The organism is Pseudoxanthomonas wuyuanensis (assembly GCF_900215535.1).
GTDB lineage: Bacteria > Pseudomonadota > Gammaproteobacteria > Xanthomonadales > Xanthomonadaceae > Pseudoxanthomonas_A > Pseudoxanthomonas_A wuyuanensis.
The window spans coordinates 80,003-98,074 of record NZ_OCND01000003.1 but is presented as its reverse complement, the minus strand read 5'-3'; the positions used below and the strand labels follow the sequence as shown (position 1 = coordinate 98,074).

5 protein-coding genes are annotated in these 18,072 nt (G+C 65.9%); 1 reads left to right on the top strand and 4 read right to left on the bottom strand.

The window, feature by feature from the left end; all coding sequences use genetic code 11:
• Positions 1–103 precede the first annotated feature (103 nt).
• Complete coding sequence (locus tag CRO39_RS08095; RefSeq protein ID WP_141400753.1) at positions 104–313, top strand: hypothetical protein; 210 nt, start codon at positions 104–106, stop codon at positions 311–313.
• Between the two features lie 377 nt (positions 314–690).
• Here CRO39_RS08095 and CRO39_RS08090 read toward each other — a convergent pair whose 3' ends face one another.
• The 4 genes from CRO39_RS08090 to CRO39_RS08075 all read right to left on the bottom strand — a co-directional run bounded on the left by CRO39_RS08090 (position 691) and on the right by CRO39_RS08075 (position 17,706).
• A complete protein-coding gene (locus tag CRO39_RS08090) occupies positions 691–4,077 on the bottom strand; it encodes a DUF11 domain-containing protein (protein WP_162125752.1) in 3,387 nt (1,128 codons plus the stop codon).
• 303 nt (positions 4,078–4,380) lie between these two features.
• Complete coding sequence (locus tag CRO39_RS08085) at positions 4,381–5,013, bottom strand: hypothetical protein (RefSeq protein WP_141400752.1); 633 nt, start codon at positions 5,011–5,013, stop codon at positions 4,381–4,383.
• 1 nt (position 5,014) lies between these two features.
• On the bottom strand, positions 5,015–8,749 hold the full coding sequence (locus tag CRO39_RS08080) for a TonB-dependent receptor (RefSeq protein ID WP_202926286.1): 3,735 nt from the start codon (positions 8,747–8,749) through the stop codon (positions 5,015–5,017).
• An 11-nt stretch (positions 8,750–8,760) separates the two neighbouring features.
• Positions 8,761–17,706: an isopeptide-forming domain-containing fimbrial protein gene (locus CRO39_RS08075; protein ID WP_176520178.1), complete on the bottom strand. Its 8,946-nt coding sequence runs from the start codon at positions 17,704–17,706 to the stop codon at positions 8,761–8,763.
• Positions 17,707–18,072 lie beyond the last annotated feature (366 nt).

The window sequence follows — 18,072 nt, the reverse complement described above, 5'->3', positions numbered from 1 at the left end:
GCCGCGCATCCGGCAATCGCTTGCGCTACGGCCGCCATCGGTGGCACCGCAATCCGGCCGTCCAGCGACACCGGTGGGTCAAGCTGTTTTGGATATCGCGGATATGGCGCGCATCGACGAACGCGCCATTTCCTGCGCCAGGCGGTTGCGCCAGTGCATCGATCGGGTGCATGCAGCTACGTTGGTGCCGGACCGCGAACCGTGCCGACCGCAAGCAGATGTCTTCTCCAACGGCGCTTGCATGGATGTCCGAATGCCTTGTCCGGTTCGCTTTCGCCGCAGCAAGCGCAACAACGGCAAGACGCAGGCGTGACGGTGCCGCAGGTTGCGGCAACTGCGCAGGTATACCGTCTGTGTGAGCAACAGAGAGGCAGCCGAAGAAGATGCTGAAAAACCCCGGCGGCGCTCAACAGCCTAACGGGGGTCAAGCCGGAATCGCTCTACGACAGCCGCTGGCCCGCCGTGCACTTTCCCGCGAGCCACTGAGCAAAATGGATCCCGGCGTTCGCCGGGCTGACAAGCTTTGGCTTGACCGGCGTTGCTCCAAAGCACGCAATCTAGACGACAGCAAGAGTTGAAGTTGCGTGTTTTTGTCTGCTGCGGTGGTTCAGGAACAAGCGCTCGCGGCGGGGACGCCGCTCCCACTTCCATGCCGTGCGGTGGTACCTGCCGGTACCACCGCACGCTGTTTCACTGCCCCGTTGCCGTTACCGTGCAGCTCATCTCGAATTGCAACGAACCGCCCGCAGGGAACGTGGGAATCGTCAATCCAGCGTCCTGCAGCGTCGCCACGTCCACCGCCACCGGGCACGCCGCACCGCCGCTGGCGCTACAGCTCAGCGTGGCGGCGGTGCAATCCACGCCAGGCACTTCGGGATCGGCCATTACCGCGCCATCGCCCGGACCCGGGCCATCATTGTTGACGGTAATGGCATAGGTCACGGTGTCGCCGGCGCGCGCGGTGGTCGGACTGACCGTCTTGTCGATGCGCAGGCTGGTGGTCGGCGTGTTGGTGAACGTACATTCGAAGCTCTCGGCACTGGCATCGATCAAGCCGCCGGGTATCGTATAGGCACTGCCGGAGCGGCTGCCCACCGGTGTGCCGCCGGAGGTACATGTCGCATCGGTCAGCAGCCATCCGGCCGGCAGCGTGTTCTCGGTAATCACCACATCGGTGCCGAATGTGGTCACCGCGAACGGTTCAGCGGTACCAGCCGAACTGCTGTCGCCATCCACCTGCGTAGGCGTATCCACCACCGTGGTGCTGACCGAACCGCTCGCCTGCTCGGTATTGGTCAGGCCGAAGCCGAACGGGCCGCCGGCAATCAGCCGCGTCGTTTTGTTCAACGTGACCGTGGCCGGCTGGCAGACCGATTGCGGCAGTACCACCTGGGCCAGGAATGCCTGCGCGCCCGGTCCGGATTTGACATGCACGACGATCTCGTTGAAGCCGCTCAGCCACGGCCCGACCAACGTGCCGGCAGCCGGATTGGCTGCGGTGAACCCGGCATAGAAATACGGGTCGGCGGCGCCATAGTTGGACTGGATGTTCTGCGCCACCCCATTGATCCAGATTTCGATGACCGAGTTGTCGCTATAGAAGTCCAGCCGCGGCGCCAACACGGCCGGGTCCGTGCCCGGCCCCAGATTGAGCTGGTAGCGGTAGAAGATGTCGTAGTTGACGTTGGTGGGGTGAACGGCGTCCGCCGCATGCGAGATCCAGCTGGCGTTGTTGTAGGGCGAGACCATGTAGTTGGCCGGCGGATTGGTCACTACCGTGGCGGCGTTGTAGCTTAAGCCTCCCGGCGGAGCGCCGGTGATGGGCGTGGTGGTCAGCGCCACCTGCCAATGCGCATCCACGCCGGACGTGAGCCGGCCGCCATTACCGTCGTAAGCCGTATTGAGCAGGCTGGCATCGCTGCTGCAGCTGAGGTTGGCCACGTTGGGCTCTGGCAGCGGGAACTGGCTGTCGGTGTCCGAGGCGCTGTTGTTGGAGGTGTCCGGGTCGATAGTGCCGGCCGGCGCGGTCACCGTAGCGGTGTTGACCAGATTGCCCGAGAACGTCGACGGCACGAACAACGTCAATGTGTAGGTCACCGACGCCCCAGCCGGCAGGTTGGCGGTGGTATTGATGGCGCCGCTGCCGCTGGCCGCGCCGCACACGCCGCCGCTGGAGGTCGTGGCGCAAGTCCAACTGGCCGTGGTGATGCCGGTGGGCAGCGCATCCACCACCTGCACATTCTGCGCGCCAAAGGGGCCGTTGTTGCTGACCTCGATGGTGTACACGACGTTGTTGCCCGGTGTGTAGGTACTGCTGTTGTCGGTCTTGGTGATGGCCAGATCCGCCGGCAGGTCCAACGGGCTGGTCGCGCACTTGGCGCCATCGTTGTTGCCGCTAGGCGGCGAGTCGGAGATCAACGTTGCCACACCGGTCGTCAGGTTGAACTGGTAGAAACCGCCTTCGTTACGGCTACCGAAAACGCCGTTGCTCGCGCCGAACATCGAACCGAAGCTGCCGGTCACGACGCCCGCCGCGCCAACCGTGGTCACCGCGCCGGTAGTCGGATTGATGGAGTGCAACAGGCCGGTGTCCTGCGCGTGCGCATAGAGCAGACCGTTGTGCCAGGCCAGATCCGCCGACGCGATCGCCTGGCTGAGCGTGATCAGCGTGGCCGCGCGGGTCGAGAGATTGACCCGCCACATCTGGGTGGTGGCGGGATTGCGCTTGACATAGTAATAGCCATCCGTGCCAATCTCGCCCGAGGCGATACCGGCGCCATCCACGTTGATCCCGCCACCGGAGATGGCCCCGAGGTCCTGCACCGCACCGTTGCTGGCGATCCTCAGCAACCGGTAGTTGCCTGCCGCAGTGTCCCAGTATGTGCCGTAGAGATAATTGCTCGCAGGATCGTAGCCGACCGCATTGTAGGTGAGCGACGAAGCCGGACCGATCGCCGGATAGGTGAACGGATTGCTGGACGTATCGGCCCTGAACACCTGCGTCGGTGAGTTCTGCGCCAGAAACATGTCCGAAGTGCAACTTCCGAAACTGGGCGGCGTGCTGTTGACGTAGGAGCAGGTAAAACGCTCGCCCATCGCCACGGCTCCGGCCGGAATGGTGATCTGCCGGCCGCTGAGCGTACCGACCGCCGCACCCGAGGAATTGGTACAACTGGCGCTGGCGAAGTTCCACAGCGCCGGCAGCGTCGATTCGTTGATGGTGACGGCGGTGCCGAGCGCCGACACGGTGAAGTCGGTGACAGCGGCATTGGCATCGCCGTCCACCACGGTGGGTGTGCCTGCCGCGGTGGTCGTCACCGTTCCGCTGGCCTGCCGGGTATTGGTCAGGGCGAACGTAAACGGACCGCCGGTGCCGTTCTGTGTGGTCTTGGTCAGGGTGATGGTCGGCATTGTCGCCAGCACTACGTCGTCGATGCCGAAGTCGTTACCGGCGGAGGCCGTGTTGGCGTTGTTGATGCGCAGGTTGACTGCGGTGGTGGTGGCGCTGGTGGTGAATACCACCATGCGGCGGATCCAGCTGTTGTTGGTCGCCGGGTAGGCGGGGTTGGTCGTGCTGACCACCGTGACAGTGCCGGCGTTGGGCGTGACGACCTGACTCAGGGTCGGGTTGCTGACCTGGTTGGCCACCATCGTCCAGTACGAAAACACATAGCTCGTGTTCGGCTGCACATCGATCGCCGAAACCGTGCGCCACACCGCCTGACCGGCGGTATAGGCGCAAGTGGCGGTGTTGTGGAACAGATAGTGCGTGGAGCCGGCGCCGTCGGAAGCCGAGTCTCCACCGGTGGCGACGATCTGGCCATTGAGGCAGGCAGCGCTGGTCCAGTTGCCGTCGGCGGTGCTCAACGCTGTCGGCAAGGTGGCGTTGGCCGAACCAAAGGTTTCGCGCAGCACGATCTGGGCCTGCGCATTGCCGGTCCACAGCGCAGAAGCGGAAAACGCCAGAAAAATGGCGATGGAAACTAGGCGATGGAGGGCTTTGGCCCGGTGGTGCGGGCCACCGTCCTCTGGCGCCATCTTTGCGAGCCATTTTGGGTGCGAGCTGTTGTTCTTCATTCGACTAGCCTCTGATTTTCCGCCTTGTCTATTTGCAGGGGCGACGTGAGTCGCGATGGCACGTTGCCGGTAAAGCCTCATCGCGACTCACGTCGCTCCTACAACGGAGTTCCCTATACGCCATCTTGTCCCAATCGCTACGCAACATATCGCTTAGGAGCGGTGTTCCGCGGCGAGCTCTTGCGCGATTCCCTGCGGTGCGCCTGACCAACAGGAACTCGCGCCGGGATGCCGCTACTACGTAGTACCGCTTACCTGATGTTTGCTCAGGCGCCTATCTTCTTATCCATTCCATCCTGTCGATCACAGCCCTTCCGCGGTTACCGTGCAACTCATCATCAACTGCAGCGCACCGCCAGCCGGAAAGACAGGGATGACCAATCCAGTGCCCTGCAAGCTCGCCACGTCCAGCGTTGCCGGGCAGGTCGCGCCACCCGACGCGCTGCACATCAGCGTCGCCGCACTGCAATCAACGCCGGCCACTGCCGGATCGCGGAACACTACGCCGTCGCCCGGACCTGGGCCGTCGTTATCCAGTTGGAAGGTGTAGGTCACCGGTTGCCTGCTGCGCACCGCGGTGGGATTGGCGCCCTTGGCGATGCTCAGATTTACCGTCGGCATATTGGTGCAGGTACTCTCGGCGCTGGCATCGATCTGCGGACCGGGGCGAGTGTATGCGCGGTCCGAGCGACTACCCGCCGGGGTGCCGTCAGGAATACACACTACGTCTTCCAGCAACCCGCCATCAGGGAGCGTACTTTCGGCGTTCATCACATCGGTGCCGAATGTGCTGACGATTCCGGAGATCGAAGTGGGCCGCGCTTGCGATGCCGCTTCGGCGGCCCATCCGATAGCGGGTGCGGCAGCGATCAAACCCAGGCTTGCGATGACCGTGCGTCGTCCACAGCCTGCCAGGACATTCACCGCTGTCGTCACCTCAATAGCTCCCCACGAAGTTGATGAACCAGCCCTTGTGGTCGTAATCGAAATCGGTCAGGTCGTCGCTGAATTCGGTGAAGTTGTAGCCCACGCCAACGCGGAAGTTGCGGCCGAGGTCGCGGTCGACGCCGAGGAGCCATCCTTGGCGTTTACCTCCATCCTTGACGTCAAGCCAGCGGTATTCGGCCAATGCGTGCCACTGCTGGCGCAAGTCGTAGCGGATCTGTCCGGACGCGAATGTGGTAGCCGAGTCGAACCACGCGCCGGTACCGCGGCCGAAGCGCACTTCGCCTTCGCGCCGGGCGGCCTTGGCCGCGAATTCCCAGCGCTGGTCGTACTTGTAGACGCCTTCCAGCGAGACCACCTGGGTGCGCTGGTCGTACTCGGCGCCGCCGATCTGTCCCAGCGTGGCCAGGTCGTACAGGTAGGTGTAGCGGCCGAACATGCCCCAGCGCGTGCTGTTCCACGGCCGCCAGGCGAAACCGACGTTGCCTTCGATGAACTTGGCGCCGGCGGCGGGATTGAGTTCGTCGTCGGTGTCGGCATAGTTCAGCCGCGCGGCGATGCGCCAGCTTTCGTTGATTTTGTGCAGCAAGCGGTTGGTGACGACCCATTGCGTGCGCTGCTCCGCGCCGTTGTCGCGCCGCCATTCCAGCTTGCTCTGCCAGTCGGTGTCCGGCGAAGTGCGGCCGCCGCTGACGCTGACCGCGCGCCGATCGACCACGCCGCCGCCGCTGCTGATCAGTTCGCCATCGGACAGCGTGAGGCCAAGATTCCAGCCCACCGAGGGAAAGAAATCCATGCCGAAGGTGTGCGCCAGGCCGGACTCGCCATTGCTTTTCAGCTGCTGGCTCTCGTTGAAGACGTTGAGCTGGTTGGACAACCGCCAACGCTGGCCCAGCGTCCAGCCGCTCTGCCGGCGCGGGTTGAACAGCGGGTCGTAGTCGGTGCTGTCGGTGGAAACGGTGTAGCTGCCGTAGACGGTCTGCTGCTGCGTCAAGCGGTATTCGGCATTGACCTGCGCCGCATCGCCGCGGTCGCCATGGGTGGCCTCCGCGCCGACGCTGGACATATCGCCGTACAGGTACTTGCCGCCCAGCGTGTAGGCGTCGTTGTTGGCGTAGGCGCCGCTGTCGTCGTCCAGCGTGAACTGCGCCGTGCCGTACAGGTCCACCGCCGTGCCGATGCGCTGGCTGTAGCGCACCGCACCCAATGTGCCGTTCGCCTCGCCCGCGGTCCGCCGTTCTTCGACACGGCGCAACTCGGTGGTGAGGGTGCTGTTATCGCCGATACGCCACTCGGCGGTAAGCTGCGCCTGGTCGAGCGCTTCGTTGCCGCGTTGGGCTTCGGTATAGCGCGCGTAGATGCCGAAGGCCGGGGTGAAGTGGCCCAGCAGTTCCATGCCCTGCTCTTCCACCGCCTGGCCGTTGTCGTAACGGCTGATCGAATAGCCGGCGCTGACGTGCCGCCACCAGGCGCCCATCGACCAGTCCTGTTCAGTCCAGCCCAGTTCGCGGAAGTTGACCCGCGCTTCCACCGATTTGGCCTCGCCTTCGCGCGGGCCGACCGGATTGATCTGGGTGAACGCCAGGCCGCCGTTGTCGGAAAAGAACACCGGCGCGCTGAACGATTCGGTCTGGCTGTACTCGGCTTTGATGTAGGTGCCGCGGCCAGCCTGCAAGGTGATGTCGCCGGCCGCCAGCGTGTAATCCTCGCCGGCGCGGTTTTCGTCCACGTAGGTCGCGCCGACGCCGACGTGGTCGCCGAACCAGTGCTTGCCGCGGACGCCGGCACTGACCTCGTCGGCGTCGAAGCCGGAAGGCACCCATTCGTAATCGACGATCAGGCGTTGCTCGTAGCCGTCCAGCGGCGTATCGCGGGTGATGGTCTTCAGGTTTTCGCGGGTGATCATTGTCAGCGGACGCGTCAGTATGATGCGTCCCTGCAATTCGTCGATCTCGTAATCCGCGCCGCGCTGCAGGGTTACCCGGTTTTCGGTGCGGCCGGTGGTCAGATCGCGGATCTCCAGCGCCACCTGGTCAGAACCCGGCAACAGATCGGTGTGGCGCAGGTAATACAGGCTGCCGGCGGTGCCGATGAATTCGTTGTGGCCCGGCGCGGTCTGCGCTTCGGAGCCGAATGCGCGCACCTCGGTGACCGGATCGCCCCAGCGGTTGGCCCCGCGCGAACGCCAGTCCAGTGCCGCGCCGTACAGCGAGCGCACGTACTGGCCGTACTCGGTGCCGGTGAAGCCGGTCTGGTAGTTGCCCCACAGCGCCTGGTTCTTGTCCCAATCCATGCGCAGGTAGAACCGGCCCATCGTGTCCACGTCGCGCCAGGTGGTGGAGTCATCGCCGTACACCGGGTAGTACAGATCCGGATCGAGGCGGCGGAAGATGTCCTGCGGGTCGGCCTGGCCGAAGCCGTCGAACAGATGCTCCAGATCGCGCTCGGTGGTATCGGCCTGGGCGGTAACCAGATACTTTCCGCGCAGCTTGGCCTTGCCGTAGAACGCCAGCCGGCCATCGCTGATGATGTCGTCCTCGTAGCGCGAATCAACCTGGAACGGCTCGACCGAGCCGCTGATCTTGTTCTGCGACACGGTGATATCGGCAAGCGCCACACCGAAGAAGTAGCGGCCGCTGACGTCCACATCCAGGGTATGGCGCAGTCCGGCCATGTTCGGCGTTCCAGAGGCTGGCGTGCCGCCGAAATCGTCGCCGCCGCCGCGCAGTTCCACCTCGAACGCGTGCCGGCCGACCGGCACCAGGTATTCGGCAGCGAACTTGCGCTCCAGATCCACCGGATAGCTGTCGCCATTGATCAGCAGCGTGTGCCCGGTCGGAAGATTGCGGCCCTGGATGCGGATGCGCGAGCCGTAGATCGGAATATTCTGCTGGCGCAAGCCGTTGCCGGCGAACGCGTTTTCGATCAGGCTCTGGTTCTGCGCCTGTTCCGTCGTCAACGCAGTGCCCAGCGCTTTTTCGGTGCTGGCCCGCAGTTGCTGGCCGCCGCGGTCGGCTTCCTCCGGCGTCACCAGTTGCAGCGTCGACGGCAGGGTTTCGTCGAAGTTGCCCTCGTTGTCGTAGGCGCGCAGTACGTAGAGCAATTCGTCGCCAGCGCGGAACGGGTACTTGGCCGACAGCCTGCCATCCCATTCGGCACGCGACACCGCAGCGACATCCATCGGCACGGTGGCCACCGGCTCGACCAGATCAATGTCGGTGGCACGGTACAGGGTCAGCTCGTAGCGCTCGATGAAGCTGGAATAGTTGCTGCGCACATAGAACTGCAGCGGCTTGGAGACCGCTTTGCCATCGAACGCGGCGAAACTGGGCGCCGATACCGTCAGTTCGGGTTGCCCCAGCGCCGGGTCTTCGGTGGCCCAGATCACGCCGCCGTTGGGCAGTTGCAGGCTGAACTTGCCCGCCACGCGCGCCCGGCCCGGCGGCTCCATCGCCACGGTGACGCGGCGGTCCGGTTGCAGCGTCTGCGAATCGGGCTGTTTCACCTCGCCAGTGACCGGTTCGCGCTCGCCGCGGGTGCGCAGCCGAAACAACAGGTCTTCGCCAGCACGGCATTCGTCGCCGGCACAGTCCGGCAAAGTAGGCGGGTCCTGTCCGGTGCCGGTGGCCAGCGAACTCGGCGGAACCTCCTGCGTCATCGCCAGCGACGGCAGACCCGCCAGCAGGCCGATCAAGGTGTAGTCGAGCAGCTTCATCTTCAGCGTCATGGCGTGCTCCTTCACTGGCTGTCGGCTGCGGTCGATGCCGGATTGCGGGCGGGCTCTACACGCACCCGGCTTCGCACTTCGGGGCTCAACCGCGCGGCCAAGGCTTCGTAGACCGCGCGGGCGCGGCGCATGCCCAGTGCAAGGTTGTAGGCATCCGAGGCCCGCAGATCGGCATGTCCGACGATCGATACGGTGCCGCCGCCGGCCTGCTCCAGATAGGCCGCGATGCGATCCAGCAGCGGCGCGAACTCCGGACGGATGTCGGAACGGTCGGTATCGAACAGCACCGTACCCAGCAACGCGCCCTGGCCATCCAGCCCGGCGACGCGGGTGGCCGGGTCGCTGGCATCGGTGCGCACGCTGACGCTGACGGCCGGGACCAGTTCGGTCGGCAGCCGTTGCATCAGCGCCGCCTTCACCGCTGCGGCGCGGTCGAACGCCAGCGCATCGCCATCGCCGTCGACGCTGATCACCACGTCTCCGCCACGGTATTCGTCCAGCTTGGCGGTGATGCTTGCGATCACCGGCAGATAGGCCTCGTGGACTTCGGCGCTGCCGGGCGCGAAGATCACTTCGCCCAGTTCCAGATCGATCTGCCGCGTGCCGCCGGGGATTTCTTCGACCGGAATCTTCGCGCCAAAGTCGAAGCGCACCGGCAGCCCGGGGGTGATGCGGCGGATCAGCGGATTGTCGGTGGTCATCTGGGTACCGCCTGGCAGCGTGGCCGGATCCACCTTCAGGATGAAATTGCGGCCGCGGCTGGCGGCGCCGCCCGGAATGCCGACCAGGTGATAGCGGCCGAACTGATCGGTCTCGATCAACAGGCCTTCGACCGAGGCGATGCGCACGCCCGGCAGGCCGCGCTCGTCGATGCCGTCATTGCTGATGACGTAGTCGACTACAAAGCCGCCCTCGCCCTGCGCAATGCGGCGCTCCACCGTCGGTGCGGCCGCATTCAAGCCCTTCGCCGCTTCGCCGCTCTTCTGCACGGTGGTGCGGCCGTCCGCGTCCATGCGGACGGTCACACCTTGATCGCTGGTCAGCACGAAGTCGTCGGTGAAGCTCGGCTCGGCCAGGCGCTGGCTAATGACCACTTGGTGCGCCTCCACCGGATCGGCTTCCGACTGCCGCGCTGCGATGGCGCCCACATCGACGCCGTGCAGCAGCGGTGCGCTGGCATCCGACAGCGGTTGCGCACCGTGGCCGCGGTCGATCGAAGTCGAATTCGGCACGTAGGCGCCAGCCGCGAAGCCACCCTGCACGCGCACGCCGGTCAGCGCTGCGTTGTCCTGCCAGCCATCGCCGTCGCGGTCGTTGAACACGGTGCCGAAGATCAGGCTGTCGTCGATCAGCGGATCGGATGCCAGCGTCAACTCGGCCGTGGCGATGTTCGAGATCGGGGTGCCGGTGGACGACACCGCCTGCGCCTGGTTGACGTGCACGCCCGGACGCACACCGGCGCCGACCCGCATCAGGTAGACCAGCGTGGCCGATTGTCCGGCGGCGATATCCAGGCCGTCGAAGCGGATCGGGTTCTGGCCGCTTGTGGTGGCGGCGTTGTCGCCATCCACCACCGACAGCGAGCCTTCGACGTAGGTGAAACCGGCCGGCGGCGTGTCCAGCAGCGAGACGTTGTTGGCATTGGTGGCGCCGACGTTTTCCACCGTGACGGTGTAGCGCACCAGGTCGCCAATACGCGCCTCGCGTACGCTGGAGGTCTTGGCTACGCGCAGCGACGGCCGCTCCACCACGACGTGCTGTGTGTTGCAGCTGGCGCAGGTGACCTCGATGGAACTGCTGTTGTGCGTCGCCACCACCACATTGGCGACGCTGCCGTTGGCGGATGCGTCGATGGTGGCGTCGTAGACGAAGGTGTAGGTACCCGGGACCGTACCCGCCGGCAGCGTGCAGACGATCTGTCCGGTCCCCGCCGCGCAGCCAGCCGGCAGCGCGCCGATGGTCAGGCCTGCGCCGGGGGTGTCGGTCAGGCGCACTTCGTTGTCGGTGGTGCCGTGTTCGACTGTGGCGGTCAGCGTGTACTGGAGGGTGTCGCCCACGCTCACCTCAGTGCCGACATCGGGCAGTGACGTCTTGATCACCGCCACGCTGGCGCGCAGGTCGTGCGAGGTGGTGCAACCGTCGGTGGTGGCGCAAGCGATGCCGCTGACCGTGTTGGTGACGGTACCGACAGCCGCCATGTCCACGGTGGCGGTGTATTCGGCCGTATAGGTGCCGGCGGGCGCACCCGCGGCCAATGTGCACGTCATCGGCGATGCGCCGGCGCAGCTGAGCTGGCTGGCATCGCTGACGGCCCCGATGGCTCCGAAGGTCAGGCCGGCGCCCAACTGATCGCTGGCGACCTTGGCTTCAGTGGAAGCGCCGCCATCTACGACGAAGGTCAAGGTGTAGGTGATGGTCTCGCCCGCGGTCACCGGGGTGCCGCTGGCGGGATTGGCGCTCTTCTGCACCGTTATCGTCGACACGTCATGCGATGTCGTGCAGCCGTCTGCGCTGGCGCAGTCGACGCCGCTCACCGTGTTGGTGACGGTACCGGCGGCATCGGGGTTGACGATAGCGGTGTATTCGACCGTATAGGTGCCCGCCGGCGCACCCTGCGCCAGGGTGCAGACCATCGGCACGCTACCGGTGCAGCTCAGCTGGCCTGCGTCGCTGATGGTTCCCACCGCACCGAAGGTCAGACCAGCGCCCAACTGGTCGGTGGCGGGTTTCGGCTCGGACGATGCACCGCCGGTGACAGTGTAGGTCAGCGTATAGGTGATGGTGTCGCCGGCTTCCACCGATGCGCCGCTGGCCGGGTTGGCGGACTTGGCCACCGTCACCGCCGAGATGTCGTGCGATGTGGTGCAGCCATCGGCCGCGGCGCAAGGTACGCCGGTCACCGTGTTGGTTACCGCGCCGGTGGCATCGGCGTTGACGGTAGCGGTGTATTCCACCGTATAGGTGCCCGCCGGAGTGCCGGCCGCGAGCGTGCATACCAGCGGCGAAGCCCCGGTGCAGCTGAGGCGGCTGGCATCGCTGATGGTCCCGATGGCGCCAAAGGTCAGGCCCGCACCCAGCTGATCGCTGGCGGTCTTGGCTTCCGTCGTAGCGCCACCGACCACGGTGTAGGTCAGCGTGTAGGTGATGGTGTCGCCGGCTTCCACCGACGAGCCGTTGGCGGGGGCCGCGGTCTTCTGCACTGTTACCGTCGATACGTCGTGCGACGTGGTGCAACTGCCGGTCGCCGCGCAGGTCACGCCGCTTACCGTATTGGTCAAAGCGCCCGTTGCATCGGCATTGACCGTGGCGGTGTATTCCACCGTGTAGGTGCCTGCCGGTGCGCCGGCAGCCAAGGTACAGGCCATCGGCGAACCGTCGGTGCAGCTCAGCTGACTGGGGTCGCTGATCGCGCCCACCGCACCGAAGGTCAAGCCGGCGCCCAGTTGATCGTTGGCGGTCTTGGCTTCGGTGGACGCGCCACCGATGACGGTATAGGTCAGCGTATAGGTGATGGTGTCGCCGGCTTCCACCGACGTACCGCTGGCCGGATTGGCCGTCTTGGCCACCGTCACCGCCGAGATGTCGTGCGAGGTGGTGCAGCCGCCCGCAGTGGCGCAGTCGATGCCGCCCACAGTGTTGGTCACGGCGCCGGAGGCGTCCGCGCCGACGGTGGCGGTGTACTGCACGGTGTAGGTGCCTGCCGGTGCGCCGGTCGCCAGCGTGCACGTCATCGGTGAGCTGCCGGTGCAGTTCAACCGGCTGGCATCGCTGATCGCGCCCACCGCACCGAAGACCAGGCCTGCGCCGAGTTGATCGTTGGCGGTCTTGGCTTCGGTGGACGCACCACCGGTCACGGTATAGGTCAACGTGTAGGTGATGGTGTCGCCGGCTTCCACCGACGTGCCGGTGGCTGGGCTGGCCGACTTGGCCACGGTGACCGAAGACAGGTCGTGGGTGGTGGTACAGCCGCTTGCGGTGGTGCACGGCACACCCGTCACCGTGTTGGTGACGGCGCCGCTTGCTCCAGCATCCACCGTCGCGGTGTATTGCACGGTGTAGCTGCCTGCCGGTGCGCCGGCCGCCAGCGTGCACACCAGCGGCGAAGCCCCGGTGCAGCTGAGGCGGCTGGCGTCGCTGATGCTGCCGATCGCGCCGAAGGTCAGTCCGGTACCCAGTTGATCGTTCGCGGTCTTGGCTTCCGTGGATGCGCCACCGGTCACGGTGTAGGTCAGCGTGTAGGTGATGGTGTCGCCGGCTTCCACCGACGCGCCACTGGCCGGACTCGCCGACTTGGCCACCGTCACGGTCGAGACATCGTGCGAGGTGGTGCAAGCGCCGGCACTGGCGCAGGTCACGCCGCTCACCGTATTGGTCAGTGCGCCCGTCGCACCGGCATTGACCGTGGCGGTGTATTCCACCGTATAGGTGCCTGCCGGTGCGCCGGCCGCCAGCGTGCAGGCCATCGGCGAACCGCCAGCGCAGCTCAGCTGGCCGGGATCGCTGATCGCGCCCACGGCACCAAAGGTCAGACCTGCGCCCAACTGGTCGTTGGCGGTTTTGGCTTCCGGCGACGAACCGCCGGTCACGGTGTAGGTCAGCATATAGGTGATGGTGTCGCCGGCTTCCACCGAGGTGCCATTGGCGGGATTGGCCGACTTGGCCACCGTCACGGCCGACACATCGTGCGAGGTCGTGCAGCCGCCCGCGGTGGCGCAATCGACGCCGCTCACCGTGTTGGTGACGCTACCCGTGGCACCCGCATCGACCGTGGCGGTGTACTGCACGGTGTAACTGCCCGCCGGTGCGCCTTGCGCCAGCGTGCATACCATCGGCGAAGCGCCGGTGCAGCTCAGCTGGCCGGGATCGCTGATCGTGCCCACGGCACCGAAGGTCAGGCCTGCGCCCAGTTGGTCGTTGGCGATTTTCGCTTCCGAAGACGGACCACCGGTCACCGTATAGGTCAGCGTATAGGTGATGGTGTCGCCGGCTTCCACCGATGCGCCGCTGGCCGGGCTCGCCGACTTGGCGACAGTGACCGAAGACAGATCGTGCGCGGTGGTGCAGCCACCGGCCGTGGTGCAGTCGACGCCGCTGACGGTGTTGGTGACGCTACCCGTGGCGCCAGCGTCGACCGTCGCGGTGTATTGCACGGTGTAGGTGCCTACCGGAGCGCCGGCGGCCAGCGTGCACGCCATCGGCGAAGCGCCGGTGCAGCTCAGTTGGCCCGGATCGCTGATTGCACCGACCGCACCGAAGGTCAGACCGGTGCCCAATTGATCGTTGGCGGTCTTCGCTTCCGCAGAAGCGCCTCCGGTGACGTTGTAGGTCAGCGTATAGGTGATGGTGTCGCCGGCTTCGACCGATGCGCCGCTGGCCGGGCTGGCCGACTTGGCCACGGTCACCGCCGACACATCGTGCGAGGTGGTGCAGCCATCCGTCGTGGCACAGGTTACGCCGCTCACGGTGTTGGTGAGGCTGCCTGCGGCACTCGCATCGACGGTGGCGGTGTACTGAACGGTATAGGTGCCCGCCGGTGCGCCGGCCGCCAGCGTGCAGGCCATCGGCGAACCGCCGGTGCAGCTCAGCTGGCCCGGGTCGCTGATGGCGCCGACGCTGCCGAAGGTCAGGCCCGCGCCCAGTTGATCGGTGGCGGTCTTGGCTTCTGACGATGCCGCATCCAGCACGGTGAAGGTCAGCGTGTAGCCGATGGTTTCGCCGGCTTCCACCGAGGTGCCGTTGGCGGGATTGGCCGACTTGGCGACGGTCACCGCCGACAGCACGTGGGTGGTAGTGCAACCGCCGGCCGTGGCGCAGTCGACGCCGCTCACCGTGTTGGTGACGATGCCGGTGGCATTGGCATCGACGGTGGCGGTGTACTGAACGGTATAGGTGCCGGCGGGTGCGCCGGCGGCCAGCGTGCACGCCATCGGCGAACCGCCGGTGCAGCTCAGCTGGCCCGGGTCGCTGATCGCGCCCAAGGCTCCGAAGCTCAGGCCTGCTCCAAGTTGATCGGTGGCGGTCTTGGCCACCGGCGACGGACCACCGGTCACGTTGTAGGTCAATGTGTAGGTGATGGTATCGCCGGCTTCCACCGAGGCGCCGTTGGCGGGATTGGCCGACTTGGCCACGGTGACGGACGACAGGTTGTGACTGGTCTCGCAACCACCGGCGGTCGCGCAATCGACACCAGTCACCGTATTGGTGACGCTGCCGGTAGCACCGGCATCGACGGTGGCGGTGTATTGGACGGTGTAGGTGCCCGCCGGTGCGCCGGCAGCCAGCGTGCACGCCATCGGCGAGCCGCCGGTGCAGCTCAGCCGGCCCGGGTCGCTGATCGCACCCACCGCGCCGAAGCTCAGGCCCGCGCCCAGTTGGTCGTTGGCGGTCTTGGCTTCGGTGGACGCGCCGCCGCTCACGGTGTAGGTCAGCGTATAGGTGATGGTGTCGCCCGCTTCCACCGACGCGCCCGTGGCCGGGCTGGCCGACTTGGCGACCGTGACCGAAGATAATTCGTGCGTGGTGGTGCAAGCGCCCACGGTGGCGCAGTCGACGCCGCTCACGGTGTTGGTGACGGTGCCGGTGGCGCCCGCATCGACCGTGGCGGTGTACTGCACGGTGTAGGTGCCCGCCGGCGCGCCTTGCGCCAGCGTGCACGTCATCGGCGAACCCCCGGTGCAGCTCAGCTGGGCCGGGTCGCTGATCGCGCCGACCGCACCGAATGTCAGGCCCGTACCCAATTGGTCGTTGGCGGTCTTGGCTTCGGTGGACACGCCGCCGGTTACGTCGAACGTCAACGTGTAGGTGATGGTGTCGCCGGCTTCCACCGACGTGCCCGTGGCCGGGCTGGCCGACTTGGCTACGGTGACCGAAGACAGCTCATGCGAAGTGGTGCAACCGCCCGTCGTGGCGCAATCGACGCCGCTCACGCTGTTGGTGACGGTGCCGGTGGCGCCCGCATCGACCGTGGCGGTGTATTGCACGGTGTAGCTGCCGGCCGGTGCGCCGGCCGACAGCGTGCAGGCCATCGGCGAGCCGCCGGTGCAGCTCAGCTGGGTCGGATCGCTGATTGCGCCCACGGCGCTGAAGGTCAGGCCCGCGCCCAACTGGTCGTTCGCGGTCTTGGCTTCGGTGGATGCACCGCCGGTGACGTCGAACGTCAACGTGTAGGTGATGGTGTCGCCGGCTTCCACCGATGCACCGGTAGCCGGGCTGGCCGACTTGGCGACCGTCACCGCCGACACTTCGTGGCTGGTCTCGCAACCGCCCGCGGTGGCGCAATCGACGCCGGTCACCGTGTTGCTTACGTTGCCGGCGGCGCCCGCATCGACCGTGGCGGTGTATTGCACCGTGTAGCTGCCGGCCGGTGCGCCGGCCGCCAGCGTGCAGGCCATCGGCGAGCTGCCGGTGCAGCTCAGCTGGGTCGGATCGCTGATCGTGCCAATGGCGCCGAAAGTCAGGCCCGCGCCCAGCTGATCGTTGGCGGTCTTGGCTTCGGTGGAAGCGCCGCCGGTCACGGTATAGGTCAACGTATAGGTGATGGTGTCGCCGGCTTCCACCGACGCACCGCTGGCCGGGTTGGCCGACTTGGCGACGGTGACGGACGACACATCGTGGGTGGTCTCGCAGCCGCCCGCGGTGGCACAGTCGACACCGGTCACCGTGTTGCTCACGCTACCGCTGGCATTCGCATCGACAGTGGCGGTGTACTCGACCGTGTAGGTGCCGGCGGGTGCGCCAGTGGCCAAGGTGCAGGCCATCGGCGAACCGCCGGTGCAGCTCAGCTGGGCCGGATCGCTGATCGCACCGACAGCACCGAACGTCAGACCTGCACCCAATTGGTCGTTGGCGGTCTTGGCTTCGGTGGAAGCGCCGCCGGTCACGGTATAGGTCAGCGTATAGGTGACGGTGTCGCCGGCTTCCACCGACGCGCCATCGGCGGGACTGGCCGACTTGGCGACCGTCACGGCGGACACTTCATGGCTGGTGCCACAGGTGTCGCCGATCGCCGCGCAGTCGTTCACCGTATTGCTCAGCGAACCGGTCGCGCCAGCGGCAACGGTAGCCGTGTATACGACCTCGTAGACGCCCGGCAGCGTGCCCGACGGCAGCGAACAGGTCAGCGCCTGACCGGAACCGGCGCAACTGCCGGCGAATTCTGCCGACTGGCTGACGATGGAACCAAAGCTCAGGCCGGTTCCCAAGGTGTCCTGCAACGCTTCCAACTGCGTGGTGGCGGAGCCGGCGACGGTCAGCGTCAGGGTATAAGTGATGGTATCGCCCACTTCCACCGAAGAACCGGAGGCCGGGTTGCTGGTCTTGGCGCGGGTGACCGCGGCCGGGATGATGGTGTGCTGCGTGGAGCACGGATCGCAGAGCGGATCCGGATCCCCGCCGCCGGAGATCGCGACCTGATTGTCGACCGTACCGGTCGCGTTCGCGTTGACGGTGGCGGTATAGCTGACGTCATAGGTGCCCACCGCCGTGCCCGACGGCAACGCACACGTCAACGTTTGCCCCGAGACAGCGCAGCTGCCGCCGAACTCCGGTGCTTGCGTGGTGATCGTCCCCAGCGTCAGTCCGGCACTGGCCGTGTCGATCAGTTGGAAATCCGCCGTGGTGGACCCATCCGCCACCGTGGTGCTGACCGTATAGGTGATGGTATCGCCCGGGTTTACCGTCGCATCGCTGGCGGGAGCTGCGGCTTTAGACGAACTGATGATTGGCAACGGCGTGATGTCGACCACCGCGTTGTCGGTACGCTCGCAGTTCGGATTGGTATCGGCGTCCACGCAGGGCACGCCGGACGGATTGGCGATGCGTGCCACGTTGGTGACGGAGGACTGGGCCAGGGCCGGCACGCCGACAAGCGTGCCTACCGCCGCGAGTGCGGCCAGAACGAAAGGAAATATGCCAGGGCGATTGGACTGCGCCACCTGATGCTGAGACGTGGAATTCACGCGTTCCCTCCCCTGGATTACGTCATTCGACCGGTGCGCCATGCAGAGCCGCACGCGTCATTGGCTGGCGATGCTTCCGATTGCGATGAGCCCGCCGATGGATTCGGGAATCGTTGCATCTGCAACGAAGGCACTCACCGACAATCGCGGCCGAATCTAGGCAGGCGATCGGATGGCCGCAAGGAAATGATCTTTTCGAAAAATTGCATTGCATTGCATGACATTGATGTCATGCCGCTGCTCCAAGCGGTCCTGATTGCGACCCGCTCTGCAAAAACAGAGCGCAGGCGTGGCGAAAGTCACATGCCGAAGCAACTACATGGATGTAGTGCTTGCCTTGGCAAGAGGGAGTCGGATATAGAATGT